The sequence below is a fragment of the Streptomyces sp. NBC_01255 genome (genome assembly GCF_036226445.1).
Lineage (GTDB): Bacteria > Actinomycetota > Actinomycetes > Streptomycetales > Streptomycetaceae > Streptomyces.
Genome location: NZ_CP108474.1, coordinates 2318068 through 2342613, shown reverse-complemented (window position 1 = coordinate 2342613; position 24546 = coordinate 2318068). Strand labels below are relative to the sequence as shown.

At 72.1% G+C, this 24546-nt stretch carries 26 protein-coding genes; 9 read left to right on the top strand and 17 right to left on the bottom strand.

The annotated features are described in order from the left end of the window. Positions 1 to 567, top strand: coding sequence for a recombination regulator RecX (gene recX, locus OG357_RS10150; protein ID WP_317599767.1), 567 nt, complete (start codon positions 1 to 3; stop codon positions 565 to 567). A gap of 60 nt (positions 568 to 627) precedes the next feature. On the opposite strand, the gene OG357_RS10145 is transcribed toward recX, so the two are convergent. The 8 genes from OG357_RS10145 to OG357_RS10110 all read right to left on the bottom strand — a co-directional run bounded on the left by OG357_RS10145 (position 628) and on the right by OG357_RS10110 (position 7123). Then, on the bottom strand, positions 628 to 1035 hold the full coding sequence (locus OG357_RS10145; protein WP_329620854.1) for a rhodanese-like domain-containing protein: 408 nt from the start codon (positions 1033 to 1035) through the stop codon (positions 628 to 630). Further along, entirely contained in the window at positions 1032 to 1544 is a 513-nt protein-coding gene (locus OG357_RS10140) for a cysteine dioxygenase (protein WP_443066657.1), read from the bottom strand. The genes OG357_RS10145 and OG357_RS10140 overlap by 4 nt, the downstream gene beginning before the upstream one ends. Before the next feature lie 127 nt (positions 1545 to 1671). Further along, positions 1672 to 1743, bottom strand: coding sequence for a putative leader peptide (locus tag OG357_RS10135; protein ID WP_317852217.1), 72 nt, complete (start codon positions 1741 to 1743; stop codon positions 1672 to 1674). Between the two features lie 48 nt (positions 1744 to 1791). Continuing rightward, a complete protein-coding gene (locus OG357_RS10130; RefSeq protein ID WP_329620852.1) occupies positions 1792 to 3588 on the bottom strand; it encodes an FAD-dependent monooxygenase in 1797 nt (598 codons plus the stop codon). A gap of 192 nt (positions 3589 to 3780) precedes the next feature. Further along, positions 3781 to 4671 (bottom strand): amino acid ABC transporter permease, encoded by an 891-nt coding sequence (locus tag OG357_RS10125; protein ID WP_329620851.1) that lies wholly within the window; start codon positions 4669 to 4671, stop codon positions 3781 to 3783. Next, positions 4668 to 5342 carry an amino acid ABC transporter permease gene (locus OG357_RS10120; protein ID WP_329620850.1) on the bottom strand — a complete coding sequence of 225 codons (675 nt, stop codon included), beginning with the start codon at positions 5340 to 5342 and terminating at the stop codon, positions 4668 to 4670. Before OG357_RS10120 ends, OG357_RS10125 begins: the two co-directional genes overlap by 4 nt. 120 nt (positions 5343 to 5462) lie before the next feature. After that, positions 5463 to 6284, bottom strand: coding sequence for a glutamate ABC transporter substrate-binding protein (locus tag OG357_RS10115; protein WP_329620849.1), 822 nt, complete (start codon positions 6282 to 6284; stop codon positions 5463 to 5465). Positions 6285 to 6337: 53 nt separating this feature from the next. Then, positions 6338 to 7123, bottom strand: coding sequence for an amino acid ABC transporter ATP-binding protein (locus OG357_RS10110; RefSeq protein ID WP_329620848.1), 786 nt, complete (start codon positions 7121 to 7123; stop codon positions 6338 to 6340). Between the two features lie 305 nt (positions 7124 to 7428). Between OG357_RS10110 and OG357_RS10105 the strand changes: the two genes are divergently transcribed. Then, positions 7429 to 8145, top strand: coding sequence for a response regulator transcription factor (locus OG357_RS10105; protein ID WP_329620847.1), 717 nt, complete (start codon positions 7429 to 7431; stop codon positions 8143 to 8145). 18 nt (positions 8146 to 8163) lie between these two features. Then, a complete protein-coding gene (locus tag OG357_RS10100) occupies positions 8164 to 9564 on the top strand; it encodes a sensor histidine kinase (protein ID WP_329620846.1) in 1401 nt (466 codons plus the stop codon). Between the two features lie 75 nt (positions 9565 to 9639). On the opposite strand, the gene OG357_RS10095 is transcribed toward OG357_RS10100, so the two are convergent. The 4 genes from OG357_RS10095 to OG357_RS10080 form a co-directional block, all read right to left on the bottom strand. Then, complete coding sequence (locus OG357_RS10095; protein WP_329620845.1) at positions 9640 to 10638, bottom strand: TAXI family TRAP transporter solute-binding subunit; 999 nt, start codon at positions 10636 to 10638, stop codon at positions 9640 to 9642. A 104-nt stretch (positions 10639 to 10742) separates the two neighbouring features. Next, positions 10743 to 11936: an RCC1 domain-containing protein gene (locus OG357_RS10090; RefSeq protein ID WP_329620844.1), complete on the bottom strand. Its 1194-nt coding sequence runs from the start codon at positions 11934 to 11936 to the stop codon at positions 10743 to 10745. A 14-nt stretch (positions 11937 to 11950) separates the two neighbouring features. Further along, positions 11951 to 13132 carry an RCC1 domain-containing protein gene (locus tag OG357_RS10085; protein ID WP_329620843.1) on the bottom strand — a complete coding sequence of 394 codons (1182 nt, stop codon included), beginning with the start codon at positions 13130 to 13132 and terminating at the stop codon, positions 11951 to 11953. A gap of 16 nt (positions 13133 to 13148) precedes the next feature. Then, on the bottom strand, positions 13149 to 14408 hold the full coding sequence (locus tag OG357_RS10080) for an RCC1-like domain-containing protein (RefSeq protein WP_329620842.1): 1260 nt from the start codon (positions 14406 to 14408) through the stop codon (positions 13149 to 13151). Positions 14409 to 15078: 670 nt separating this feature from the next. On the opposite strand from OG357_RS10080, the gene OG357_RS10075 reads away from it, so the two are divergent. From OG357_RS10075 to OG357_RS10050, 6 genes are all read left to right on the top strand, one after another. Continuing rightward, complete coding sequence (locus OG357_RS10075) at positions 15079 to 15561, top strand: hypothetical protein (RefSeq protein ID WP_329620841.1); 483 nt, start codon at positions 15079 to 15081, stop codon at positions 15559 to 15561. 55 nt (positions 15562 to 15616) lie between these two features. Beyond that, positions 15617 to 16579, top strand: a complete 963-nt coding sequence (locus tag OG357_RS10070; RefSeq protein WP_329620840.1) for a hypothetical protein — start codon at positions 15617 to 15619, stop codon at positions 16577 to 16579. A gap of 20 nt (positions 16580 to 16599) precedes the next feature. Further along, positions 16600 to 17976, top strand: coding sequence for a hypothetical protein (locus tag OG357_RS10065; RefSeq protein WP_329620839.1), 1377 nt, complete (start codon positions 16600 to 16602; stop codon positions 17974 to 17976). Positions 17977 to 18102: 126 nt separating this feature from the next. Next, complete coding sequence (locus OG357_RS10060) at positions 18103 to 19035, top strand: LysR family transcriptional regulator (RefSeq protein WP_329620838.1); 933 nt, start codon at positions 18103 to 18105, stop codon at positions 19033 to 19035. A gap of 171 nt (positions 19036 to 19206) precedes the next feature. Beyond that, positions 19207 to 20193, top strand: a complete 987-nt coding sequence (locus tag OG357_RS10055; protein ID WP_329620837.1) for a DMT family transporter — start codon at positions 19207 to 19209, stop codon at positions 20191 to 20193. Further along, entirely contained in the window at positions 20156 to 20668 is a 513-nt protein-coding gene (locus tag OG357_RS10050) for a LuxR C-terminal-related transcriptional regulator (RefSeq protein ID WP_329620836.1), read from the top strand. Before OG357_RS10055 ends, OG357_RS10050 begins: the two co-directional genes overlap by 38 nt. Positions 20669 to 20759: 91 nt before the next feature. Here OG357_RS10050 and OG357_RS10045 read toward each other — a convergent pair whose 3' ends face one another. The 5 genes from OG357_RS10045 to OG357_RS10025 all read right to left on the bottom strand — a co-directional run bounded on the left by OG357_RS10045 (position 20760) and on the right by OG357_RS10025 (position 24480). Continuing rightward, on the bottom strand, positions 20760 to 21404 hold the full coding sequence (locus OG357_RS10045; RefSeq protein ID WP_329620835.1) for a response regulator transcription factor: 645 nt from the start codon (positions 21402 to 21404) through the stop codon (positions 20760 to 20762). Continuing rightward, the gene (locus tag OG357_RS10040) at positions 21395 to 22582 is read right to left on the bottom strand and encodes a sensor histidine kinase (RefSeq protein ID WP_329620834.1); all 1188 of its coding nucleotides are present in this window, start codon (positions 22580 to 22582) and stop codon (positions 21395 to 21397) included. The genes OG357_RS10045 and OG357_RS10040 overlap by 10 nt, the downstream gene beginning before the upstream one ends. 71 nt (positions 22583 to 22653) lie before the next feature. Then, positions 22654 to 23328 (bottom strand): DedA family protein, encoded by a 675-nt coding sequence (locus OG357_RS10035; RefSeq protein ID WP_329620833.1) that lies wholly within the window; start codon positions 23326 to 23328, stop codon positions 22654 to 22656. Positions 23329 to 23455: 127 nt separating this feature from the next. After that, positions 23456 to 24115, bottom strand: a complete 660-nt coding sequence (locus OG357_RS10030; RefSeq protein ID WP_329620832.1) for an NUDIX domain-containing protein — start codon at positions 24113 to 24115, stop codon at positions 23456 to 23458. Beyond that, positions 24112 to 24480 (bottom strand): DUF4406 domain-containing protein, encoded by a 369-nt coding sequence (locus tag OG357_RS10025; protein WP_329625550.1) that lies wholly within the window; start codon positions 24478 to 24480, stop codon positions 24112 to 24114. Before OG357_RS10025 ends, OG357_RS10030 begins: the two co-directional genes overlap by 4 nt. Between the last annotated feature and the right edge of the window lie 66 nt (positions 24481 to 24546).

Below are 24546 nucleotides of genomic sequence, written 5' to 3'. Positions count from 1 at the left end.
GTGACCGGTCGCACCGAATGGCCGGGTGACGGCCCCGACTCGTCGAGGGCCGAGAAGGAGCCGTCACCCCAGGATCCGGCTGAGCGGGCGCGCGCGATCTGCCTGCGCCTGCTCACCGGGACCCCCCGCACGCGCAAGCAGCTGGCCGACGCCCTGCGCAAGCGGGAGATCCCCGACGACGTGGCGGAGGAGATCCTCTCCCGCTTCGAGGACGTCGGGCTCATCGACGACGCCGCCTTCGCGGGGGCCTGGGTGGAGTCCCGCCACCACGGCCGGGGCCTCGCCCGCCGGGCCCTCGCCCGCGAGCTGCGGACCAAGGGCGTCGAACCGGCGCTGATCCAGGAGGCGGTCGACCAGCTCGACTCCGAGCAGGAGGAGGCCAGGGCGCGCGAGCTCGTCGACCGCAAGCTGCGCGCCACCCGAGGCCTGGAGAGAGACCGGCGCCTGCGCCGCCTCGCCGGGATGCTCGCCCGCAAGGGGTACCCCGAGGGCATGGCCCTCCGCGTCGTCCGCCAGGCGCTGGAGGCCGAGGGCGAGTCCACGGACGGGCTGGACGAGTCCTTCTGACCCTGGGGGGGGAGAGAAGGACTCGTCCGTCCGTCAGAAGGACTCGTCCGTCCGTCTCGGTCAGGCGCGGGGAGTCGGGAGCAGGACCGGGAGGCCCGCTGCCTTCCAGGCCTGGAAGCCGCCGACGAGGTCGGTCGCGCGGTGCAGCCCCAGGCGGCGGAGGGACTCGACCGCGAGGGAGGAGGCGTATCCCTCGTTGCAGAGCACGACCACCCGCAGGTCATGGCTGTCCGCCTCCGGGGCGCGGTGGCTGCCCAGGGGGTCGAGCCGCCATTCCAGCTCGTTGCGCTCCACGACCAGCGCGCCCGGGATCAGCCCGTCCCGTTGCCGCAGGGCCGCGTAGCGGGTGTCCACCAGGAGGGCGTCACCCGCCTCGTACGCCTCGTGGGCGGCGCGGGGCTCGATGCGGTCGATGCCCGCCCTGACCCGCTCGAGCAGTTCGTCGATGCCCACTCGTTCCGTGCTCACTGCCAGTCCTCCGGGCGCTCGACCTGCTCCAGGCGGAGTACCGCGCCCGCTCGGCTGAACCGCCGGATCAGGGGGAGCGGCGGATAGTACGCGTGCACCGACACCGCGTGGGTGTCCGGGGATTCGTTGAGCACCTCGTGCACGTGGTGGCGGCCGAAGGCCCGGCCGTCCCCGTCCGCCAGCCGGCGGGAGCGATCGAGGCCGTCGGCCAGCTCCAGGGTCTTCCAGCCGCTCGCCGGCAGCCGGACCGCGAGGGCGTTCTCGGTCAGGGCCCCGCGCGCGGTGGCGAAGGCGCCCAGCGACTCGGCGTGGTCGTGCCAGCCGGTGCCCGTCCCGGGCGGCCAGCCGATGAGCCAGGCCTCGCTGCCGCCGGGGCCGTCGAGCCGTACCCACGTACGGCCCTCGGGGTCGAGCGGCAGGGAGTCGACGAGGTCCCGGTCGGCGGCCGTCCGGCGGACGAAGTCGAGGAGTTCGGCCGCCGTCGGGGCGGCGGCGGGGGGCGTGGACACGACAGGGGAGGGAGCGGGGACACGCTGGGGCACGGATGACCGTCCTGAGGTTCGCGACGAGCGCGCGACGGCACCGGGCACACGGACGGACGTCAGTGGCGGGGCGCGCGCGGGGAAGGGGGCGAAGTCAGCAGGACGGGCGACACATGCAGCCCGCATAGCGGACGAGGTCCATATGGACCCTCCGCCACAGGCGCACATCGGTGTCGGTCACGCTCCGGAGTACACCATGCGCGCCCGCGCGGAATCAATGGATGTCCACCGTGTGGTCACTGTCGGCAGGCATCTCGACGGAGATCTCGACGGACAACTCGGCGGCAACCTCCACAGGAACCCCGACAGGAACGTCGGCAGGGAGCTTGGTCGGCACCTTGGCCGGAACCTTGGCGGAGATAGCGGCGGACCCCCCTGCGGGCTCCTCGGACGGCGCGTCCGCGGTGGCGGACCCGCCGCGGGCCGCGTCGGCCGCCGCGTACAGCTCCTCCGGGCGGACCCCCGCGAAGGAGGCGACGAGGTGCCCGTCGGGCCGGACGAGCAGGACGGCGTGGGCCGGAGCACCCGGATACGCCTCGGTCACCAGAACCTCGGCCTTCGCCGGGAGGGCGCGGACGGCCTCTTCGAGCCGGGGCATCATGCCGGCGCTCCGCCAGTGACGGCGGTCCCACACGCCGGTTCCGGGGGCGACGAGGAGGACCAGGAGCCGGCCCTGACCGAGCCGGTCCCGGAGCCGTACGGTCGTGCCGTCCGGGGCGGTCACACGGACGTCCTCGACCGGGGCGCCGGTCGGAGTGCCCACCGGGGTCTGCCCGTCGGCGCTCGGAGGTGCGAGGGGGGAGTGCGGGTACGCGGGGGGCGCGCCGAGCGGGCCTCGCCCCACATGGCCGTCGGTCAGCAGGGTGTCGTGGACGCGGGCGGCCCCGAGGAGGTACGTCCGCAGGCCACCGCCGCCGCGCAGCGCGGGCAGCGACTGGTCCGCCGCGCGCAGTCGGGAGGCGATCGCCGTCCGCCGCTCGCTCTGGTAGCTGTCGAGCAGTCGCTCCGAGGCGCCGTGGTGCCAGGTATGGGCGAGTTTCCAGGCGAGGTTGTCCACGTCCCTGAGCCCCTCGTCGAGGCCCTGGGTGCCGACCGCGCCGAGCAGATGCGCCGCGTCGCCGGCGAGCAGCACCCGGTCCACGCGCCAGCGGCGGGCGAGCCGGTGGTGCAGAGTGTGGACGCCGGTGTCGATGAGTTCGTACGGGGGTGTCACCCCGTCGCACCAGCCGGCCAGGGTCTCGCGGATGCGGGTGACCAGCGCGTCCGGGGTGACGAGCTCGCCGCGGGGCGGCAGCAGCCAGTCGATCCGCCACACCCCGTCGGGCAGCGGGCGGGCGGCGATCTCCTCACCGGCGCCCCGCCACGGGGGCTGACGGTGCAGCAGGGCCTCGCCGGGCCAGGGAAGTTCGGTGCGCAGCGCGGCGACCGCGTGCCGCTCCACCGCCGTACGGCCGGGGAAACGGATGCCGAGCAGCTTGCGCACGGTGGACCGGGCCCCGTCGCAGCCGACGAGGTGGCTGCCGCGCCACCACGTGCCCTCCGGGCCCCTGGTGTGGGCGACGACCCCGTCCCGGTCCTGCTCGATCGTGTCGAGCCGGGCGTCGGTGACGAGCCGGACGAGCTTCTGGTGGGCGATCGCGTCGCGCAGCCCGCGTGCCAGGGCGTGCTGGGGGATGTGGAGGGGGGCGGCCGGTTCGGAGGGGGCGTCGGGGTCCTCGGACCACTCCTCCGTACCGCTGAGTCCCAGGTCGAGCGGGGTGTGGCGGGTCAGCTGACGGCGGCGCATGCTGCGCCAGCCGACCCAGCGCACGCCCTCGTCGCGGAGGGTGGTGCAGCCGAGGCGCTCGACCATGGCGGCCATGTCGGCGCGCAGGACGGCGGTCCGCGCGGGGCGCGGTTCCTCCTTGCCGGAGCCCTCGTCGAGGACGACGCTGGGTACGCCCTGCGCGGCGAGCGCGAGGGAGAGCGCGAGGCCGACCGGCCCAGCGCCCACGATGATCACCGGGTCCATGGCGCGGCTCCTGAAGGCCGGACGGTCATGAGGGCAGCACAGCTGAGTGTGGCACGAGCCCGGTGGTTGATCACAGACCGTATGCAACCCACTGAGGGTGCTTGCGTCAAGCGACGGGGTGGGCGCGGTGCGGTTGACATGAAGTCAGTACCGCTCCGGCCCACCCCTGTTGTCCCGTGGGACCCTGTCGGGTCAGGATTCGTTGACCGTCGCCGTCTCCATGGCGGGGGCGCCCCCCTGGGCCGGGACGATCACCGCGCCGGACTTCTTGCCCCGCCGCAGACGCTTCTCCAGGCGTCCGGCGAGGCTGGTGAGGATCGCGTTGATGACGATGTAGATCAGCGCGATGACCGTGAAGGTGGCGATCGTGTTGGCGCCGTAGTTGGCCGTGATCTGCCGGTTCTGGCTGAGCAGCTCCGCGTAGCCGAGCATGGCGCCGCCGAGCGCGGTGTCCTTGACGATCACGACGAGCTGGCTGACCAGGGCCGGGAGCATGACGGTCACGGCCTGCGGCAGCAGGACGTACGTCATGGTCTGGCTCTTGCGCATGCCGAGCGCCTCGGCCGCGTCGCCCTGACCCCGGGGCAGCGAGAGCACCCCGGCCCGGACGACCTCGGCGATCACCGAGGCGTTGTAGAGCACCAGGGCGGTGACGACCGCGTACAGCGGGCGGAAGTCCGAGCTGATGGTCGTGAACTCCCGGTACAGGGCGGCCGCGAACATCATCAGGAGCAGAACCGGGATGGCGCGGAAGAACTCCACGACCGTGCCGGCGGGTACCCGTACCCAGCGGTGGTCGGAGAGCCGGCCGATGCCGAGGAGGGCGCCGAGCGGCAGCGCGATCACGATCGAGAGCGCGGCGGCCTTGAGGGTCTCCATCAGGCCGGGCAGCAGGTACGTCGTCCAGACCTGGGAGTCCGTGACGAACGGGCTCCACTTCTCGGCTGCCAGTTGGTTCTTGTCGGCCATGGCGGACAGGACCCACCACGCCACCAGGCCGAGGACGGCCAGGAAGCCGATCGTGTAGAGGACGTTCCGCCGCTTGGCGCGGGGCCCGGGAGTGTCGTACAGGACGGAACTCATCGCTTCACCGCCAGACGCTTGGCCGCCCAGCCCAGGAACAGGCCGGTGGGGAGGGTGAGGAGGATGAAGCCGAACGCGAAGACGGCGAAGACGGCGAAGAGCGCGTCGGCCTCGTTCTCGACCATCTCCTTCATCAGGAGGGCCGCCTCGGCGGCGCTGATGGCCGAGGCCACCGTGGTGTTCTTGGTGAGGGCGATGAGGACGTTCGCGAGCGGGGTCACCACCGCGCGGAAGGCCTGCGGGAGCACCACCAGGGTGAGGACCTGAGTGAAGCTCAGGCCCAGGGCGCGGGCGGCCTCGGCCTGGCCCGGCGGGACGGTGTTGATGCCCGAGCGCAGCGCCTCGCAGACGAACGTGCCCGTGTACGCGACGAGTCCGAGCACCGCGAGGCGGAAGCCGACGTCTTCGGAGCGCCCGCCGCCGAGCGTGACGCCGAGCGTCTGGTTGAGGACGAACGAGCACGCCACGAGGACCACGGTCAGCGGGGTGTTGCGGACGAGGTTGACGTACGCGGTGCCGAAGGCGCGCATCATGGGGACCGGGCTGACCCGCATGCCGACCAGGGCGGTGCCCCAGATCAGTGAGCCGATCGCCGAGTAGAGGGCGAGCTTCGCCGTCACCCAGAAGGCGCCGAGCAGGTCGTACTGCCCGGAATCAAGAAAGTCGAACACGATGCCCGCGCTCTCCCCTGGTGGTCGGTCGGTGTGAAGGCCGGTGCGTGGGCAGCGGCCGGTGCCGGTGTGACGGCCGCCCCTGTGCGGGGTCGGCCGTCACGGCCGGAGCGGGTCAGGTCAGTTCTCGACCGCGGGCGCGGGCTCGTACTTGTAGCCGGACGGCCCGAAGTGCTCCTTGACGAGCTTCTCCCAGGTGCCGTCGGAGACCATCTTCTCCAGCGCCTTGTTGATCTTGCCGCGCAGCTCGTCGTCGCCCTTCTTGAGGCCGATGCCGTACTTCTCGTCAGTCATCCGGAGACCGGCGAGCTTGAACTTGCCCGCGTGCTCCTTCTGCGAGGCGTAGCCCGCGAGGATGGAGTCGTCGGTGGTCAGGGCGTCGACGGACTTGTTCTCAAGGCCCGTCAGGCACTCGGAGTAGCCGCCGAGCTGCTTGAGGTCGGCCTTCGGAGCGAGCTTCTCCTTGACGTTCTGCGCGGAGGTCGAGCCGGTGACCGAGCAGAGCTTCTTGGCGTTGAGGTCCCCGACCTTGGTGATCGAGCTGTCGTCGGAGCGCACGAGCAGGTCCTGGTGGGCCAGGAAGTACGGGCCGGCGAAGTCGACCTCCTTCTTGCGCTTGTCGTTGATCGAGTAGCTGGCGACGATGAACTTGACGTCACCGTTCTTGATCAGGTTCTCGCGCTCGGCACTCGGCGACTGCTTGAAGTTGATCTTGTCCTCGGCGTAGCCGAGCTCCTTGGCGACGTAGCGGGCGACGTCGACGTCGAAGCCGGCGTACTTGCCGTCCGGGGTCTTCAGGCCGAGGCCGGGCTGGTCGAACTTGATGCCGACGTTGATCTTGTCGCCGTTGCTGCCGGAGTCGGAACCGGTGCCACAGGCGGTGGCGGTCAGGGCGAGGACGACGGCGGCCGCGGCGGCGGCGGAGGTGGTGCGAAGCTTCATGGTGGAACGTCCCTTGAGTAGGCGTGAGTTGGGAAGAATAGGTCCGAACTCGCTCAGTGGTGAAGGATCTTGGAGAGGAAATCCTTGGCCCGGTCGCTGCGCGGGTTGCTGAAGAACTCCTCGGGTGACGCCTCCTCGACGATGCGTCCGTCGGCCATGAAGACGACCCGGTTCGCCGCGGAACGGGCGAAGCCCATCTCGTGGGTGACGACGACCATCGTCATTCCCTCCTGGGCCAGTTGCTGCATGACCTCCAGGACCTCGTTGATCATCTCGGGGTCGAGGGCGGAGGTCGGCTCGTCGAACAGCATGACCTTCGGGCCCATCGCGAGCGCACGGGCGATCGCCACGCGCTGCTGCTGGCCACCGGAGAGCTGCGCCGGGTACTTGTCCGCCTGGGTGCCCACCCCGACACGGTCGAGCAGGGCGCGGGCCTTGGTCTCTGCGGCCTTCTTCTCCGTCTTCCGGACCTTGATCTGTCCCAGCATCACGTTCTCGAGCACCGTCTTGTGCGCGAAGAGGTTGAACGACTGGAAGACCATGCCGACATCGGAACGCAGTCGGGCGAGCTCCTTGCCCTCCGCGGGCAGCGGCTTGCCGTCGATGGTGATGGTGCCGGAGTCGATGCTCTCCAGCCGGTTGATCGTTCGGCACAGCGTCGACTTGCCGGACCCGGAAGGTCCGATGACGACCACGACTTCGCCGCGGGTGATCGTCAGGTCGATGTCCTGGAGGACGTGCAACGCGCCGAAGTGCTTGTTGACCTCGGACAGGACGACCAGGTCGTCCGCGTTGCGCGGGGCGTCCTCGGGACCCTTGGACACTGACACTCCGCTCATGGGCCTCTTGCTCCGTCCTGCTCGGTTGGGGAGGACACTAGAGACCCGATGAGACGACCGTCATCACATCTGAGCGGAAATTGAGGATAACGATCCGGTCGCAAACGGACACACCGTGTGAACGCGACGCCCCGGGCGTACCGGGTGGATAACAGAAACGTCGGTGTAACAGGGGGAGACTTGACTGTGACACCGGTGATCGGCGTTCATGCCCTGGTACCACCTGGTACACAGAGAGCCGCCGCCGAGGCGCGCAAGAAGATCGCGGATGAAGATCCCGGAAGAAGATCACGGAGGAGGTACGCATGCGACTGCTGCTCGTGGAGGACGACGACCACGTCGCCGCCGCCCTCTCCGCCATCCTGGCCCGGCACGGCTTCACCGTCACCCATGCCCGCAACGGCGAGGAGGCGCTCCAGGCCGTCCTGCCCACCGCGCAGGGCGAGCGGCCCTCGTTCGGGGTGATCCTGCTCGACCTCGGCCTCCCCGACCAGGACGGCTACCAGGTCTGCGGCCGCATCCGGAAGCTCACCACCACCCCGGTGATCATGGTGACGGCCCGCGGCGACGTGCGTTCCCGGATCCACGGCCTCAACCTCGGCGCCGACGACTACGTCGTCAAGCCCTACGACACCGGCGAACTCCTCGCCCGCATCCATGCCGTAAGCCGCCGCAACGCCGGAACCGAGGAGACGGCGGCGAGCGGCGCCGGAGCCGCCGAGGGGACCCTGCTGCGGCTCGGCTCCGTCACCATCGAGCTGCCCACCCGACGGGTCAGCGTCGAGGGCGAGGCCGTCCCCCTGACCCGCAAGGAGTTCGATCTGCTCGCGCTCCTCGCCCAGCGTCCCGGGGTCGTCTTCCGCCGCGAGCAGATCATCAGCGAGGTCTGGCGCACCAGCTGGGAGGGGACCGGCCGCACCCTGGAGGTGCACGTCGCCTCCCTGCGCTCCAAGCTGCGGATGCCCGCCCTGATCGAGACCGTGCGGGGCGTCGGCTACCGCCTGGTCGCCCCCGCCGCGTAACCCCCGGCCGGTCCACCCGTGCGCACCCGACTCCTTCCGCTCCTCATCATCCTGATGGCCGGGGTCCTGCTCGCTCTCGGCTTCCCGCTCGCCGCCAGCCTCGCCGCCTCCGAGCAGCAGCGGGTCGTCGTCGACCGGCTCGACGACGCCGCCCGCTTCGCCGCCCTCGCCCAGTTCGTCAGCGAGAGCAGCCCCGGCACCGACGAGCGGCGCACCACCCTCAACGGCGAACTCGCCAGCTACCACGACGTGTACGGCATCCGTGCCGGCATCTTCTACCGCGACGACCGCTCCATGGCCGCCGCCCCCGAGGACTGGGTCGTCCCGTACGAGGGGGAGGGCCGCCGCGCCTTCCGGGAGGCGCTGCTCGGGCGCCGCAGTCACAACCCGCCGCAGGTCTGGCCCTGGCAGGGCGACGCACGGCTCACCATCGCCTCCCCGGTCGTCCGGGACGGAGACGTCGTCGCCGTCGTCGTCACCGACTCGCCCACCGGGCAGCTCCGCTCCCGCATCCTGCGCGGCTGGCTGCTGATCTTCGCGGGCGAGGCGGTGGCGATGCTGGTGGCCATCGGCGCCGCCTTCCGGCTCACCGGCTGGGTCCTGCGGCCGGTCCGCGTCCTCGACTCCGTCACCCACGACATCGCGACCGGACGGATGAACTCGCGGGTCGCCGCGGCCGGTGGACCTCCGGAACTACGGCGTCTCGCCGACTCGTTCAACGAGATGGCCGACAACGTCGAGGAGGCGCTCGAACAGCAGCGGGCCTTCGTCGCCGACGCCTCCCACCAGTTGCGCAACCCACTGGCCGCGCTGCTGCTGCGGATCGAGCTCCTCGCCCTCGAACTCCCCGAGGGCAACGAGGAGATCGCCTCCGTACGGACCGAGGGCAAGCGCCTCGCGCAGGTCCTCGACGACCTCCTCGACCTGGCGCTCGCCGAGCACGTGGCGGCCGAGCTGCGGCTCACCGACGTCGGCGCGCTCGCGGCGGAGCGGGTCGCGTCCTGGCGGCCGGTCGCCGACGACAAGGGCGTCCGGCTGACCGGGGAGTGCGGGGCGGCCACGGCCTGGGCGGACCCGGTGGCGCTCTCCAGCGCGCTGGACGCGGTGATCGACAACGCGCTGAAGTTCACCCCGGCCGGGGAAGAGGTCTCGGTCACGGTTTCGGTCGTGTCCGGCGGGGAGGGCGTCGCCGTCGTCGTCGCCGACCACGGGCCCGGCCTCACGGAGGAAGAGCTCGGCCGGGTCGGCGACCGTTTCTGGCGCTCCGGCCGGCACCAGAACGTCAAGGGATCGGGCCTCGGCCTCTCGATCACCCGCGTCCTGCTCACAGCGGGCGGCGGCGGCATCGCGTTCGCCCCGAACGAACCCCACGGCCTGCGGGTGACGGTCACCGTTCCGCGCATCCTTCGCGGTGCCTGAAGCATGGTGCGCCGGCGTTTCGGATACGGTCCGGTGCCCAGACCATTTACGGGACAGCCCTGAGGCCTGCCGAGGTCAGGGTTTCACCGAGCGGTAGTAGCGGCGGGCGCCCTCGTGGAGGGGCAGGGGTTCCGTGTAGACGGCGGTCCGCAGGTCCACCAGCTGGGCCGGGTGGACCTGGCCGCCGATCACGTCGCGGCTCCTGATCACCGTACGGGTGAAGCCCTCCACCAGGTCCGGATCGGCCTCGACCGTCGTGACCAGGAGGTTCGCCACGGCCAGTGTCCCGACCGGCTGACCGTCCTGCGCCTTCGCGTACGCGTCGGCCGGTATTACCGCCGACCGGTAGTGGCGGGTCGACTCGCCGACGTCGTGCAGCCGGTCGACCAGGGCCGTGTCCAGCGGGATCAGCCGGATCGCGAAGCGCTCGGACAGAGCCTGCACGGCATGGGTGGGCAGGCCGCCGGACCAGAAGAAGGCGTCCAGGTCGCCGCTCTCCAGGTGCCCCGGCATCGTGTCGATGCCCGCCGAGACCGCTTCGACGTCCCGTGCGGGAGTGAGGCCGGCCGCCGCGAGGACCCGGTCGGCGATCAGTCGCACGCCGGACCCGTCCTGGCCGACCCCGACCCGCAGCCCGCGCAGGTCCTGCACCGTCCGGATCGTCGAGCCCTCGCGCACCACCAGCTGGACGTAGTCGTCGTACAGCCGGGCGCAGCCACGCAGCCGCTCGAAGCCGGGCTTGCGCTCGCGCTGGTACTGGGCGACCGCGTCGGCCGTCGCGACCGTGAAGTCCGCCTCGCCCGAGGCCACGCGGGCCAGGTTCTGCTGGGATCCCTCGCTGTCCGTGAGCCGTATCGACACCTCGGGAAGATCCTCCGCGAGGGCCTTCTTGAGGAGCTCTCCGTACTGCTGGTAGACGCCGGTGGGGACACCCGTACTGAAGGTGACCGAGCCGCTCGGGACGGGGGAGCCGAAAGGAACCAGCCACCACACGAGCACTCCGCACACCACGAGCAGTGCGGCCGAGAGCGCCGTCAGTCGGCGGCGGGCGGCACGGGAGAGGGAGGCGGGCATGGGGGCGATCCTGCCAGCTCACCGCCGCCGCTGGCCAGGGACGGGCGGTGTGAGGCATTCGCGCGGGGGCCGGCGAGGGCCCCCGCGCGAGGTGTCACCCGGTGTCAGTAGGCGAAGCCGGACTTGCCCGTCTTCGTCGTCGTGACGTGGGTGATGCCACTGCCCGGCGGGAGGGCGACGGTGGTGCCGGGGGGCGAGGCGGGCGCGGTGGTGGAGCCGTCGCCCAGCTGGGCGGCCGCGTTGGCGCCCCAGCCGATCACCGAACCGTCGTCCAGCGCGGCCAGGGTGAAGTCGGCGCCGCCCGCGATGTCCTGCACGCCCCTGAGGCTGTCCAGGACGACCGGGGTGGTGCGGTTGGCGTTCGTGCCGTCGCCGAGCTGCCGGTCGGTGTTCTTGCCCCAGCCGGCCACACTGCCGTCGTCGAGGACGGCGAAGGAGGACCCCGAGGTGGCGAAGATCCGGGCCACCGCGTCCAGGTAGGCGACGTCGACGGGCCTGGGCGCCTCGGTGACGGAGTCGTTGCCGACCTGGCCCTCGGTGTTCTTGCCCCAGGCCTTGATCGTGTTGTCGGCGGTCAGCGCGAGGACGTGGTCGCAGCCCACCGCGATCGCTTCGACGTTCTCGAGGTCGGCGACCTTCTGCGGCGTCTCGCGGTTGGCGGTGCTGCCGGTGCCGAGCCGCCCGTTGGCGAAGGCGCCCCAGGTCCAGACCGTGCCGTCCTGACGCAGGGCGACGCTGAAGTCGCAGCCCGCGCCGACGTCCTTGACCTGGTCCAGGCTCTGCACGGGGATCGGTGTCCTGTACGGGTTGGTGGCGTCCAGGCCGGTGCCCAGCTGCTTCGAGGCGTTGCTGCCCCAGGCCAGGACGCGGCCGCCCTTGACTGCGAGGACGTGGTTGGAGCCGGCGGAGATCTCGCTCACCCCGGAGAGACCGGCGACGGTGGCCGGGAAGCTCTGGGCGGTGAGGGTGCCGTTGCCGAGCTGGCCGGTGGTGTTGGAGCCCCAGCTCTTGACGGTGCCGTCCTTGAGGAGGGCGACGGCGAAGGGGTTGGCGGCCGCGGCGACGCCACCACCGCCTCCGGAGAGCTCGCGGACGTCGTCGCGGGTGATGCCGGTGACGGCGGTGGGGGTCTGCTGGGCGAGGACGGCGCCGTTGCCGAGCTGGCCCTGGGCGTTCTCGCCCCAGGCGCGGACCCAGGGGTCGGTGCCGGCGGCGGCGTGGGCGGAGAGGCAGGGGGCGGCGAGGGCGGTGGCCGCCGTGAGAGCTGTGAGCAGGGTGATGCGCTTGCTGTGGTGCATGGGGACCTTCCAGGTCAGTAGGCGTAGCTCGACTTGCCGTTGGCGGTAGCCGAGACGCGGGTCGCGCCGCTGCCCGGGGGCAGCGCGGTGACCGGGGTGGGGGAGCCGGTGGTGGTGGCGTCGCCGAGCTGGCCGGCCGCGTTCTCGCCCCAGGCGAGGACGGAGCCGTCGGAGCGGGCGGCAACGGTGTGCGCCCAGCCGCCGGCCATGTCGGTGACCTCGTCCAGACCGGGTACGGGGACCGGGGTGGTGCGGGAGGTGGTGGAGCCGTCGCCGAGCTGGCCGTGGCCGTTCCAGCCCCAGGTGCGGACCGAGCCGTCGTCGAGCACGGCGAAGCTGTGGTGGCCGCAGCCGTAGACCCGGGCCACGTCGTCGAGATGGTGTACTTCGACCGGCGAGGGTCCGGCCTCGGTGCTGCCGTTGCCGAGCTGGCCGTGGGCGTTGTAGCCCCAGGCCCGCAGGGTGCCGTCGGCGAGCCGGGCGAGCACGTGGTTGCAGCCGGTCGCGATCTCGACGACGTCCGTCAGGCCGGGTACCCGTTTCGGGGTGTTCCGGTCGGTGGTGTCGCCCAGGCCGAGCTGGCCGTTGTTGGCACGGCCCCAGGTCCAGACGGTGCCGTCCTCCCGGAGGGCGACCGCGTGTTGGCAACCGGCCGCGACGTCCTTCACCTTGTCCAGGCTCTGGACCCGCACGGGTCGCGTGGCCGACGTCGTGCCGCCGTCGCCGAGCTGGCCGTAGGTGTTGTCGCCCCAGGCGAGGACCCGCCCGCCGCGGACGGCGTAGCCGGCCTGGAAACCGGCGGAGACCTCGGTGACCCCGGAGAGTCCGGCCACGGCGGCGGGGAACGACCGGTTCACGGTCGTGCCGTCGCCGAGCTGGCCCGCGAGGTTCCCGCCCCAGGACTGGACCGTGCCGTCGGAGAGGAGCGCCACGGCGAAGGCGTTGGCACTGTTGTTCCCACCGCCGGACAGCTCGCGCACGGAGGCGCGGGCGAGTCCCTGGACGGCCGCAGGGGTCTGCTGGTCGGCCGTGGTGCCGTTGCCGAGCTGACCGCCCGCGTTCGCGCCCCAGGCCCGCACCCACGGGTCCCGGGGTTCGGCGGCGACGGCGGTTTCGGCGCGGGGCACGATGAGTGCCGCCAGGGCGAGGATCGTGGCGACACCGCGAGCGTGAGCCCGTACGTACGTGTACGTCATGGGAGCACGCCCCCGCTCAGTACGCGTACGTCGTGTTGCCGCCCAATGAGACGGCCATCGCCTTGATCGCCGAGCCCTCGGTGAGGATCCTCACCAGCTCGTACTGCGAGTCCGTCGTGCCGTTGCCGAGCTGGCCCTCGCCGTTGTGGCCCCAGGTGAAGACGTCGTCAGCGGTGACCGCGACGCCGTGCCGGGCACCCGCTGCGAGGTGCTGGACTCCTTCCAGACGCGGGATCTCGACGGGGGCCGTGCGGTTGGTGCGGGAGACGTTGGCGTCGGAGGCCACGTCGCTCTCCAGGAGCTGGCCGTACTGGTTGTTGCCCCAGCCCCAGACGTGGCTGTCGCTCGTCCGCACGTAGTTGTGGTGCGCGCCCGCCTCGATGTCGGAGACGCCTTCCACCCAGTCGACGTCGACGGGGAGGGTGGAGGACTTGGTGGAGGAGTTGCCGAGCTGGCCGTAGAGGTTGTAGCCCCAGGACTTGACCGTGTCGTCGGCGGTCAGCGCGAGGGCGTGGTGGCAGCCGGCGTCGATCTCCACGATGTTCTCCAGACCCAGCACCTGCCGGGGCACGGAGCTGGTGGCGCGGTTGCCGGTGCCGAGCTGGCCGTGGATGCCGCGGCCCCAGGCGTACACCTTGCCGTTCTCCAGGAGGGCGAGGCTGAAGTCGCAGCCGGCCGAGATCTGCTTGACCCTGGGCATGCCCTGGACGCGGTCGGGGACGGTGCGGCTGTCGCCGGTGCGGTTGTTTCCGAGCTGGCCGTAGGAGTTGTCGCCCCAGGAGTAGACCTGACCGGAGGTGTTGAGGGCGAGGGCGTGCTTTCCGCCCGCCGCCACGTCCTTGATGTTGTTCAGGCGCGGGACGGTGGTGGGCACGGTCTGGTTGGCGTTGCCGCCGTTGCCGAGCTGGCCCGAGGAGTTGTGGCCCCAGGACTTGACCGTCTTGTCCGTCCGGGCGAGGGCGAAGGAGTCGGACGAGGAGGTGCCGCCGGCCGAGAGCTGGTCGACGTCGCCTCGGAAGAGACTGGTGACCGAGGCCGGGCTGAGGCTGTCGCTCAGGGTGCCGTTGCCGAGCTGGCCGGTACGGCCCGCGCCCCAGCTCAGTACGGTCGGATTCCCCTCGTTGGCGGTGGCCGCCGGGGCCAGTGCCGGTACGGCGGTGAGGGCGGCGGCGGCCGTGAGCACGGCCGCGGTGAGCGGCCGGCCGCGCAGCAGGGTGGGTACGGAGCGGGGGGCGCGCAGCGGCGTGCGCGCGGGATCGCGTCGTGAACGGGACATGGCTCTGCTCTCCTTCGACGGGGACATACGGGAGCGCGGCGTCCGGCGGGTGCCGTCCGCGTCCGCGGGGGTGGGCGGAGGCGTACGGGGGCCGGGCGCGGGTCATGCGAACACGGGGTGCCGGGCCCTTGGGCATGGGACGCCCACGGCCGGTGCGACGACCGGGACGGGCCGTCGGGCACATGAGCAGACTGTCCGAGAATGATCACCGGGGCGAGCCGGAACGGCTGAAACACCCGTCTGACGGACGCCCGTTCGGGGTCGTGTTCCGGGGGCGCACTCGCCTGTGGCGCGCACTCTGCGGGAGGCGCCGGAGAGGGGTCACGGCGGGCCGCCGAACGGCGGCGGCCGGGGGAGTGAGGGACCGCGTCGTGTACGGCCGGATGCCCTCTCGTGTACGCCGCGGATTCCCTGCGAACGGGTGGACCGGCGGGCCCGGCCGGCGGCCCGCGAACTGCCCGCCGGCACCCCCGCCGGGAGGTCCCGAGTGCGCTCCGCCGAAGCGGTGAGCGGGCCCCGGGCTGCGCGCCGCGCCGTGTGTCCTGCCGTGGCGCCGGGGCCCTGCCGGTTAGCGTCGGAAAGCGCTCGGTGATCTTGAGGACAGTCCCCTGTCCGCCCCTGGCGTCCCCTTCCGAGCACACCAAATCACCCCTGTCCCAAGGGAGTTCGCATGCCCGTATCCAAGGCTTCGCCGCGTCGTGCGCTGAGCGCCGCCGTCCTCGCCTCCGCCCTCGCCCTCACCCTGGCCCCCGTCGCGTACGGCGCCGAGTGCCAGCCGGAGGACCAGGCCTGCCTGGACAAGGAGAACAACGCCGCGGAGGCGAAGGAGGTCGAGGAGCAGCAGAAGAAGACCAAGGAGGCGGCCGGTCAGGCCGACAAGGACATCAAGAAGATCGGCAAGGACCTGGAGGAGTGCCCGCCCGGCTCCAGCTCCTGCATGGAGAAGCTGGCCGGCAAGGGCGGTCGCGAGGAGGACGGCCTGACGGACATGAGCACCACCATCTCCACGAACGAGCCGGAGCCCGCCGACAACGCCTCCCAGGCCGTCGAGTCCACCTGCACGGCTTTCCCGGCCTCCCTCCCGCAGGGTTCGAGCGATCCGGGACAGTCCCCGTTCCCGGCCTCTGAGCTCTGCTCGATGCTCGGCTCCTGACCAGCCCCTGCTCGTCCCGCCCCCCCAGAAGCGCCAGCGAAAGGGTCCCCTCGTCATGTCTCCGCGCCGTCCCCGCGCCCGCCTGTCCGCCCTCGCCCTCGGGCTCGGACTCACCGCACCCCTCGCGCTCCTCGCCCCGCCCGCCGTCGCGGAAGAGGCGCCCGGAGAGATCTCCGCCGCTCCTGTCGCCCGCGCCGTCACCGCCGACGGCCGCCCGGCGAAGATCGCCGACGTCCTGAAGCACTGCGGGACGAAGCGCACGGCCTGCTCGTTCGCGATCGACCCCAAGGCCGGCCGCGAGTACGCCACCGCCGTCAAGTCCCTCGGCAACGCGGTCGTCAACTGCACCACGAGCGACATGGGGGTCGACCGGACGGTCACCCTGAAGACCAGCAGCACCGACAACATCGGCGGCGAGATCTCCGGCACGATCACCGCCGAGGGCACGGTCAGCGCCTCCGGCGAGGTCACCACCAACCTCTCCCAAGAGATCAGCAGCACCCACAAGACGCCGGACCTCAGCAAGGGACCCACCTCCGAGGCGGGCACCAAGACCACCGTCGGCGGTGGCGGCAAGGTGGCCGGCTCGCTGAGCGCGAAACTCGCCTTCGAGGCCGCCTTCAAGGCCACCTACTCGAAGTCCTGGACGATCGAGAACACCGAGGAGACGGTCTACAAGACCACCGTCAAGCCGTACGACATGCTCGTCTTCGGCGCCAGCGCCTCCATGCGCCGCGTCGTCGGCAACCTCGTCACGGACACCGGGCAGAAGATCCTCAACGTGAGCGTGGACAGCCCCTCCATGGTCAACAGCAGCACCTTCGTCGCCCAGACGTACGCCGTTCCCGACAAGCTCTGCGGCCGCAAGCGCCCCGCGGGTGACACCGCGGGCGACGGCGACAACACCACTCCGCCGCCCGGCATGGTGCGCTCCGTGCGCGAGGTGCCGGCCGCCCGGGCGGTGCCCCGGGGAGCCGAACCGAAGCGCGAAGTCGTCCTGTCGTCCCACGGTTCCTGAATCCGGAGGAGTTCCCCGCCATGAACCGCTCACTCGCCGCTCTCTCCGTCCTCGGCGCCGCCGGCCTGCTCCTCCCCGTCGCCCCGCTCGCCGCCTCGGCCGCGCCCGCCGCGCAGGCCGTCCCCGTCCTCAACGGTGACTTCGCCGACCCCGTCATGCGGGGAGACGGCCCGACCACCGTCGGCATCGACAACTGGACAGGCCTCAACCAGCGCTACTCGCCCACTGCTTCGGGCCGCACCGACGGCTCCCACGCCGTCGCCCTCCAGAAGGACGGCAACACCCTCCAGCAGCGGCTGCGCGGAGTCCGCGCGGGGGCCAGGGTCACCGTCAGCTACGAGGACAGCCCCGCCGTCTCCAAGGAGTGCACCGGCGAACAGGTCGTCAACGGCCAGCCGTACGCGGTCACCGGCTCCGGCGGCCCGGTACGCGAGGTCACCACCGCGGGAGATCCCGACCGGGCGAAGGGCAGACCCGGTACCGGTCAGTGGACCGCCCGCAGCTACGAGTTCACCGCCGGGGAGAACGAGCCGCTGCTCACCTTCACCACCCGGGTCACCGACTCCCGTACCCATGTGACCTGTTCGCCGATGATCGCCCGCATCCGGGCCGTCGAGGTGCCGCCGGCCCTCGACAAGACCGTCGACAAGACAGCGCTCGGCACCTCCGAGGCGTACAAGGGCAACGAACGGGAGAGCACCCTCCACAACGCGGCCGCCGCCTGCAACGGGGAGAACGCCTGCACCTTCCGGCCGGACACCCGCATGTCCTTCCGGTACTACGACCGGGCCCGGGTCGTCGGCGAGGCGTACGTCAACTGCACCCGCAACACACTGGAGCACTCCCGGCGGCTCTCCTACTCCGAGCGCGGGCACGACAGCATCGCCCAGACGTACGCGGCCGCCAACCTCCCGCTCAACGAGGTGGCCAAACTGCCCACTTCGGGGGTGCGGGTGGAGGACGAGAAGCGGGTGAAGGAGCGGCCAATGGCCACCCAGCTGTCCCTGGCCTACGAGAAGGGCTGGCAGCGGCCCTGGCAGTGGTTCAGCAGTGATGAGCGGACCGTCGTGGAGAAGATCCAGCCCGGCGAGGTGAGTTGGGTCGAGCTCCAGCCGAGCCGCGAGCGGGTCGAGGGCTGGTTCGTCAGCAAGAAGGACGACTACCGGCTGCACGCCGTGATCGACGGGCCCTCGCGCGCCGTCCCCGACCGGCTGCTCCAGCGCACCGGGCCCATGTCCGAGGCGGAGAAGCAGCGTTGTGCCGCCGCCCGGCCGATGACCACCACGCCGGTGGGCGCGGACGCACCCGCGAGCACCAGCGACAAGGGCCTCCTCAGGACCTCGGCGCCCGCGGCCCCCGGGGCGCGGTCCGTGGACCGGAGCGTGCCGCTGGGGTGACCCGTGATCCATGACCCGTGATCCGTGATCCGTGACGTTTGATCCCGTACCCCTGACCGAGGAGGTCATCGACGTGCCGTGGGCGACGGCTGCGTACGATGACCGAGGCGGGAGGGGGTACGGGCCGTGGCCGATCCGGATCTGCGGAAGCTGCGGGTGCTGAGGGAACTCAGCGAACGCGGCACCGTCAGCGCGGCCGCCCGGGCGCTCCACCTCACCCCACAGGCCGTCTCGCAGCAGATCAGCGCGCTGGGGCGGGAGTTGGGCGTCCCGCTCACCGAACCGTCCGGACGCAGGCTGCGGCTCACCGGGGCGGCGCGGATCGTGCTCCGGCACGCCGACGCCGTCTTCACCCAGGTCGAGCGGATGCGCGCGGAACTCGCCGCGCACGGGAGCGGCGAGCGGGGCGAGGTGGCGGTGGCCGGCTTCTCCACCACCCTCTCGGCGCTGATCCTGCCCGCCGTGGCGCGGCTGCGGGAGACCCGGCCGCTGCTGCGGACCTCGGTGGCCGAGGTCGACCCGCCGGAGAGCTTCTCCCTCCTGCATCGCGGTGAGACCGACGTCGTCATCTCCGCGGACACCCCGCTGCACCCGGGACCGGCGGACGAGGACGGCCGGTTCGACGCGCGCTTCCACCGGGTCCCGCTCTGCGAGGACCCCTTCGACGTCGCCCTGCCCGACGGGCACCGGCTCCTCGACAGCCGCCGCCTCGTCCTCGCCGACCTGGCGCGGGAGACATGGATCTTCGCCACGACGGGGATGTGCCACGACATCGGCGTCGCCGCGTGCAAGGCGGCCGGGTTCACCCCGCGGGCCTCCCACGCCATCGGCGACTGGGACGCCACGCTCGCGGCGGTCCGGCTCGGCCTGGGGGTCGCGCTGGTCCCGCGGACGGCCGGACCGGCGCCGAGGCCCGAGGTGACGGTGCGCGCGTTCAGTGAAGGGGCGCCCTCGCGCACGGTCTTCGCCGCCGTACGGGAGGGCAGCCAGACCTCGCCGGAGATCGCCGCCGTCCTGGACGCGCTGCGCACGGTGGCCGGGGCGGCCGTCGCCGGCTGAGCGACCGCGTACCCCGCTTCCCGAAGCGTCACGGCTCGTGGACGGTACCGTCCAGCAGACGTTGATGGACCGGCCCGGACGCTGCCGCGAGGCTCGTTCCCGTACCGCGGAGTGCTCCGCACGCCCCTGCCGGAGAGCTCCGCACGCCACCTCTGCAGAGCGGGAACACCCATGTCCAGAGCCACCTCCACACGGCTGGCCGCGCTGAGTCTCGTCTGGGGCTCCGTCTTCCTGTGGATCAAGATCGCGGGTTACGGATTCTCCCCCGTGCAGATGGTCCTGATCCGGCTCGCGCTCGGCGCCGTCGTGATCCTCGCCCTCGTGTACGCGAAGGGGCTCCGGCTGCCCAGGGATCCCGCGATCTGGGGGCACTTGACCGTCGCCGCGCTGCTCGGCAACGCCGTGCCGTGGACCCTGTACGCCGAGGGCGAGGTCGCCGGCTCCAGCGGCGTCGCCGCCGTCGTCAACGGCAGCGCGCCGATCTGGACCCTGGCCGCGGCCCTGCTGCTCGGTCAGGTGAAGCGGGTCTCCCGCTTCACCGCGGGCGGTGTGCTCCTCGGCCTCGGAGGCACGGCACTCATCGCGTCCCCGTGGAACTCCGCCTCAGCCGGGACGGGTTGGAGCATCCTCTGCTTCGTCCTCGGCTCGATCAGCTTCGGCGCGAGCTTCGCTTACGCGGGCAAGTTCCTTGTCGGCAGGGGCATTCCGCCGCTCGTCCTGGCGGGCGGACAGCTGAGCGCGGCCACCGTCCTGCTGCTCGCCGCCTTCCCCTTCCTGGGTCTCCAGGCCGTCACCTGGCGTGCCGACTCGGTGATCGCGGTGCTCGTCCTCGGCGTGGTCTGCACCGGCTTCGCCGCGTTGCTCAACTTCGAGCTGATCGCCAAGGACGGTCCCACGGTGGCCTCGACCGTGACGTACCTGATGACCGCGGTGGCCGTCGCCCTGGGCGCCGTGGCGCTCCGCGAACCGCTCGGCCCGCCGGTGTGGCTCGGGGCGGTCGCGGTGCTCGTCGCCACCGGCCTCCTCCGGCGCCGGCCGCAACATGCCGTTCATTCAACGGGCGGTGGGCCGGTGGTAGCGTCGAAAGCGGAAACGCCCGGGACTCATGGGGGAGGCGCGCGTGGCTTTCGTGGTCGAACTCGTCTTCCGCGGAAATGAGTCGGACCGGTCGCGTTTCGGAGAGGCGCACCGCACGTACTGGAAGAGAATGGCGGCGCGCGGAATTCTCCTCGGAGGCGGCCCGTGGCGGGACGGCACCGGAGAACTCCTCCTCTGCGAGGCCCACGACCGCCGGACGCTCTTACGGGTGCTCCAGGCAGATCCGTACGCGCAGGCGCAGGTCGTCGAGGAGCCGCGGATCCGGGAATGGAACGCACTGCCGGGCCACATGGCGCCCGCCCGTCCCGAGCGGTCCCTTCCTGCCTCCGTCGCCGTCCTGACCGCGCACGAGCGGCGCATCGCCACGATGATGCTGGACGGCCTCACCAACAAGCAGATAGCCGAATCCTTCACGGTGTCGACCCGCGCCGTGGAATTGCACATCACCCGCATCTACCGCAAGCTCGACATTCGCCGACGGGCCCAACTGGCCGCCGTCATCGGCCGCGGAGCTCCGCGCGGATCGGTGAAATGAGCAACAGGACTCCCGATGGCGGGCAACAGGACTCCCGACGGCGAGCATCAGGAATCCGGATGGCGGGCATCAGGAATCCGGGCGACGGGCATCAGGACTCCAGATAGCGCAGCACGGCGAGGATCCGGCGACTGTAGCCGTCGGCCCTGCGCAGCTCCAGTTTGTCGAAGACGGCGTTGAGGTACTTCTCCACCGCACTGAGGGAGAGGTGCAGTTGCCGCGCGATGGCGGCGTTCGTGTATCCCTGGGCCAGCACCTCCAGGACCTCGCGCTCGCGCGGGGTCAGCCCGGCCAGCGGATCGCCGTGCGTGCTGCGGACGACCAACTGCCGTACGACCTCCGGGTCGATCGCCGCCCCGCCCGCGTGGACCCGCTCCAGCGCGTCGAGGAACTCCTCGACCTGCGCCACCCGGTCCTTGAGCAGATAGCCGACCCGCTCCGCCCCGGCGGCGAGCAGCCGGGCCGCGTAGCTCCGCTCGACGTGCTGCGAGAGGACGAGGACACCCGTCTCCGGCCACCGCTCGCGGATCTCCACGGCGGCCCGCAACCCCTCGTCGGTATGCGTCGGAGGCATCCGGATGTCGACGACCGCGACGTCCGGGCGCAGGGCCCCGACCTCCGCGACCAGGGTCACGGCGTCGCCGAGCGCGGCCACGACCTCGTGGCCCTCCTCGGTGAGCAGGCGGACGAGCCCCTCCCTCAGCAGGGTCGAGTCCTCGGCAAGGATCACGCGCACGGCAGCTCCGCGACAAGAGTGGTGGGTCCCCCGAGGGGGCTGTCGACACGCAGGACGCCGTCGAGCGCGGCGACCCGGCTCCGCAGGCCGGTCAGCCCGCTGCCGGCCGGGTCGGCGCCGCCCCGCCCGTCGTCCTCGATCCGCAGCGTGAGCAGCGGTCCTCCGGGCGGGCCGCCGAGCGAGACGTGGACGGAGACGGCGGAGGCCGAGGCATGCTTGGCGGCGTTCGTGACGGCTTCGGAGACCACGAAGTAGGCGGCCGTCTCCACGGGCCGGGGCAGCGGCCCGGCGACCTCGAACCGGATGCGCAGCGGGACGGAGCACCGCTGCGCCACCCCGCCCAGCGCCTCTTCGAGACCCAGGCTGTCCAGCGCGGAGGGGTACACCCGCCAGGCCACGTCCCGCAGCTCGGCCAGCACGTCGCCGGCCTCCTCGTGCGCCTGGAGGAGCAGAGCCTCCGCCTGCTCCGGGTCGCGGTCCCGGCTCCGGCGCGCCCGCCCGAGCAGCATCGCGAGCGCCACGAGCCGCTGCTGCACGCCGTCGTGGAGATCGCGCTCGATGCGCCGGCGCTCGGCGTCCACGGCCTGCACGACGGCCGCCCGGCTGACGGCGAGTTCGTCGATCCGGCGCCGCAGCAGCTCGCTCTCGGAGGGCCCGAAGCACGCACGGGCGAGCCGGGCGTCCAGGGCGGCGAGCGCGTACAGGCCCTGCACGTCGAGGAAGAGCAGGACACCGCCGAGGAGCAGTTGCGCGGACAGTTCGGCCCAGCCGAGCGTGCCGCGCACGACGCCCCCGACGAGCAGCCCGGCCAGGACGGCGCCGAAGCCGAGGAGCCCGAGGACGATCCCGTACACCACGCCCGCCCAGGTACGGGCCGCGAGATAGCGCAGGAGCCGCCGGTCGGAGACGGTGTACGGGCCGGGGAAGCGGTCCCCGAAGAAGACGGAGCGGCGGCTCCGCTCCAGTGCCGCGAGGCGCCGCGCGCCGGCCGTCAGGACCTCACCGGCCCGTGGCCGGGTGCGGGGCCACAGCAGGAAGGGCCCGAGGGCGACCGCGGAGACCAGGAAGAACAGGACGCCGAGCAGGGCGGTCGGGCAGCCGAGGAGAGACCCGGCCAGACGGCGCGCCGATCCGGGCAGCGTGTCGCCCTGCCCGTCCTTCCGTTCGTCCCCTCGCACGGTTCCCGAGGCTAGTGCCGGCCCCGGGGCCGTACAAGATCGTCCGGAGGGTACGTGTCCGCGCCCGCCGGTCACGAGGTGCGGCGGTGCTGGGCGCGCCCGCGCCCCCGGAGCCGTACGGCCAGATACGCGGCCAGGGCCACGAGCGCCAGTACGAGGACGGCCTTGGACAGCACGCCGACGTACCCCTCGACCAGGTCCCAGCGGTCCCCGAGCCAGTAACCGGCCATCACGAGCACGCTGTTCCAGACGAGGCTGCCGACCGTCGTGAGGAGGAGGAAGAGAGGCACCGGCATCCGCTCGACGCCGGCCGGCACGGAGATCAGACTGCGGAAGATCGGCACCATCCGCCCCAGGAGCACCGCCTTGGTGCCGTGCCGCGCGAACCACTCCTCGGTGCGCTCCAGATCGGAGACCTTCACGAGGGGCAGCCGCGCCCAGAGCGCGTGCATGCGCCGCCGCCCGAACAGCGCACCGATCCAGTAGAGGGCCACCGCCCCGACGACCGAGCCCAGGGTCGTCCAGAACAGCGCCGAGGCCAGGCTGATCACCCCCTGCCCGGCGGCGAAGCCGGTCAGCGGCAGGATCACCTCGCTGGGCAGCGGCGGGAACAGGTTCTCCAGCGCGATGGCGAGCCCGGCCCCGGGCCCGCCCATCGTCTCGACGAGGCCGGCGGCCCACCCGGCGACACCGCCGGCGGGTTCCTGGGCGGCCTGGGCCGGAAGGAGCTGGTGGGCGAGCGGCATGACGGGGTCTCCAAGCGGCGAGGGAGGCGCCGGGGCGATCTCCCCGGCACACCTCCAACCTAGAAATCCCAGCTCAGCCCCGGTATGGGGCTTCCCACCCGGCTTCCTGCGGAAAACCGCAGGGTCGTCACTCCGGCCGGAACGGTCCGTCGAGCGCCGCCCACTGGAGCAGCATGATGGTCTTGGCGTCGGCGATCCGGCCGTCACGGACCATGGCGAGCGCCTCGGCGAAGGGGAGCTCCACGGTCGTGATGTCCTCGCCCTCGGCGGCGATTCCGCCGCCACCGCCGGCGAACTCCGCCGCGTCGTAGGGGGCGGCGAAGAAGTGCAGCCGCTCGGTGACCGAGCCGGGGCTCATGTAGACGTCGAAGACGTGCTCGGCGGCCCCGATGGTGTGCCCGGTCTCCTCGGCGGCCTCCCGCCGGATCGCCTCCTCCGGGCTCTCGTCGTCCAGGAGTCCGGCGGCGGTTTCGAGCAGCATGCCGTCGGGGTGCCCGTTGACGTAGGCGGGGAGGCGGAACTGACGGGTCAGCAGCACCGTACGGCGTGCGCTGTTGTGGAGGAGGACGGTCGCGCCGTCGCCGCGGTCGTGGGTCTCGCGCTGCTCGCGGCTCCAGTGCCCGTCGCTGTGCCGGTAGTCGAAGGTCGTCTTGCGCAGCACGTACCAGTCGCAGGAGAGCACCTCCACGTCACGGATCCGCACGCGCGGGTTGCCGGTCAGGTCGCGGCCCTGCCGGTCGAGGCCGGTGCGGCCGCGGCGGTCGGGGGTGTCGACGCCGGCGGTCATCGGGCGTCGGCCGGGACGACGGACGGGATCGCTGCCACGGAACCGTAGACGTCCTTGCCCTGCGCGCGGGCCTGGTCGACCATCATGTCCGCCCCCGCGGAGGGCCCGCCGATCCGCAGGACCGCGTCGCAGCGGGAGAGCAGCCGCTCGGCGACCGGGTGGAAGATCTCGTCGAAGAGCGCGTCGCCGGGGCGGGCGCCGCCGGCCGTCTCCAGGAGCGGGAGGGCGAGGGCCTCGCCGGTGACGGGCAGGTGCCCGGCGCGGAAGAGGACGAGAGCGACCTCGTTCATCGCCCGCACGTTGGCTTCGAGCTTGAGGGGGTCGTCGCCGGTGCCCGAGCGGTAGGGGCCGGCGACGAGGATCATCAGCGGGCGGGGAACGGTGGTCACGAGCGGATCACTCCTCGGTACGAGCACGGGGTACGAAGCACG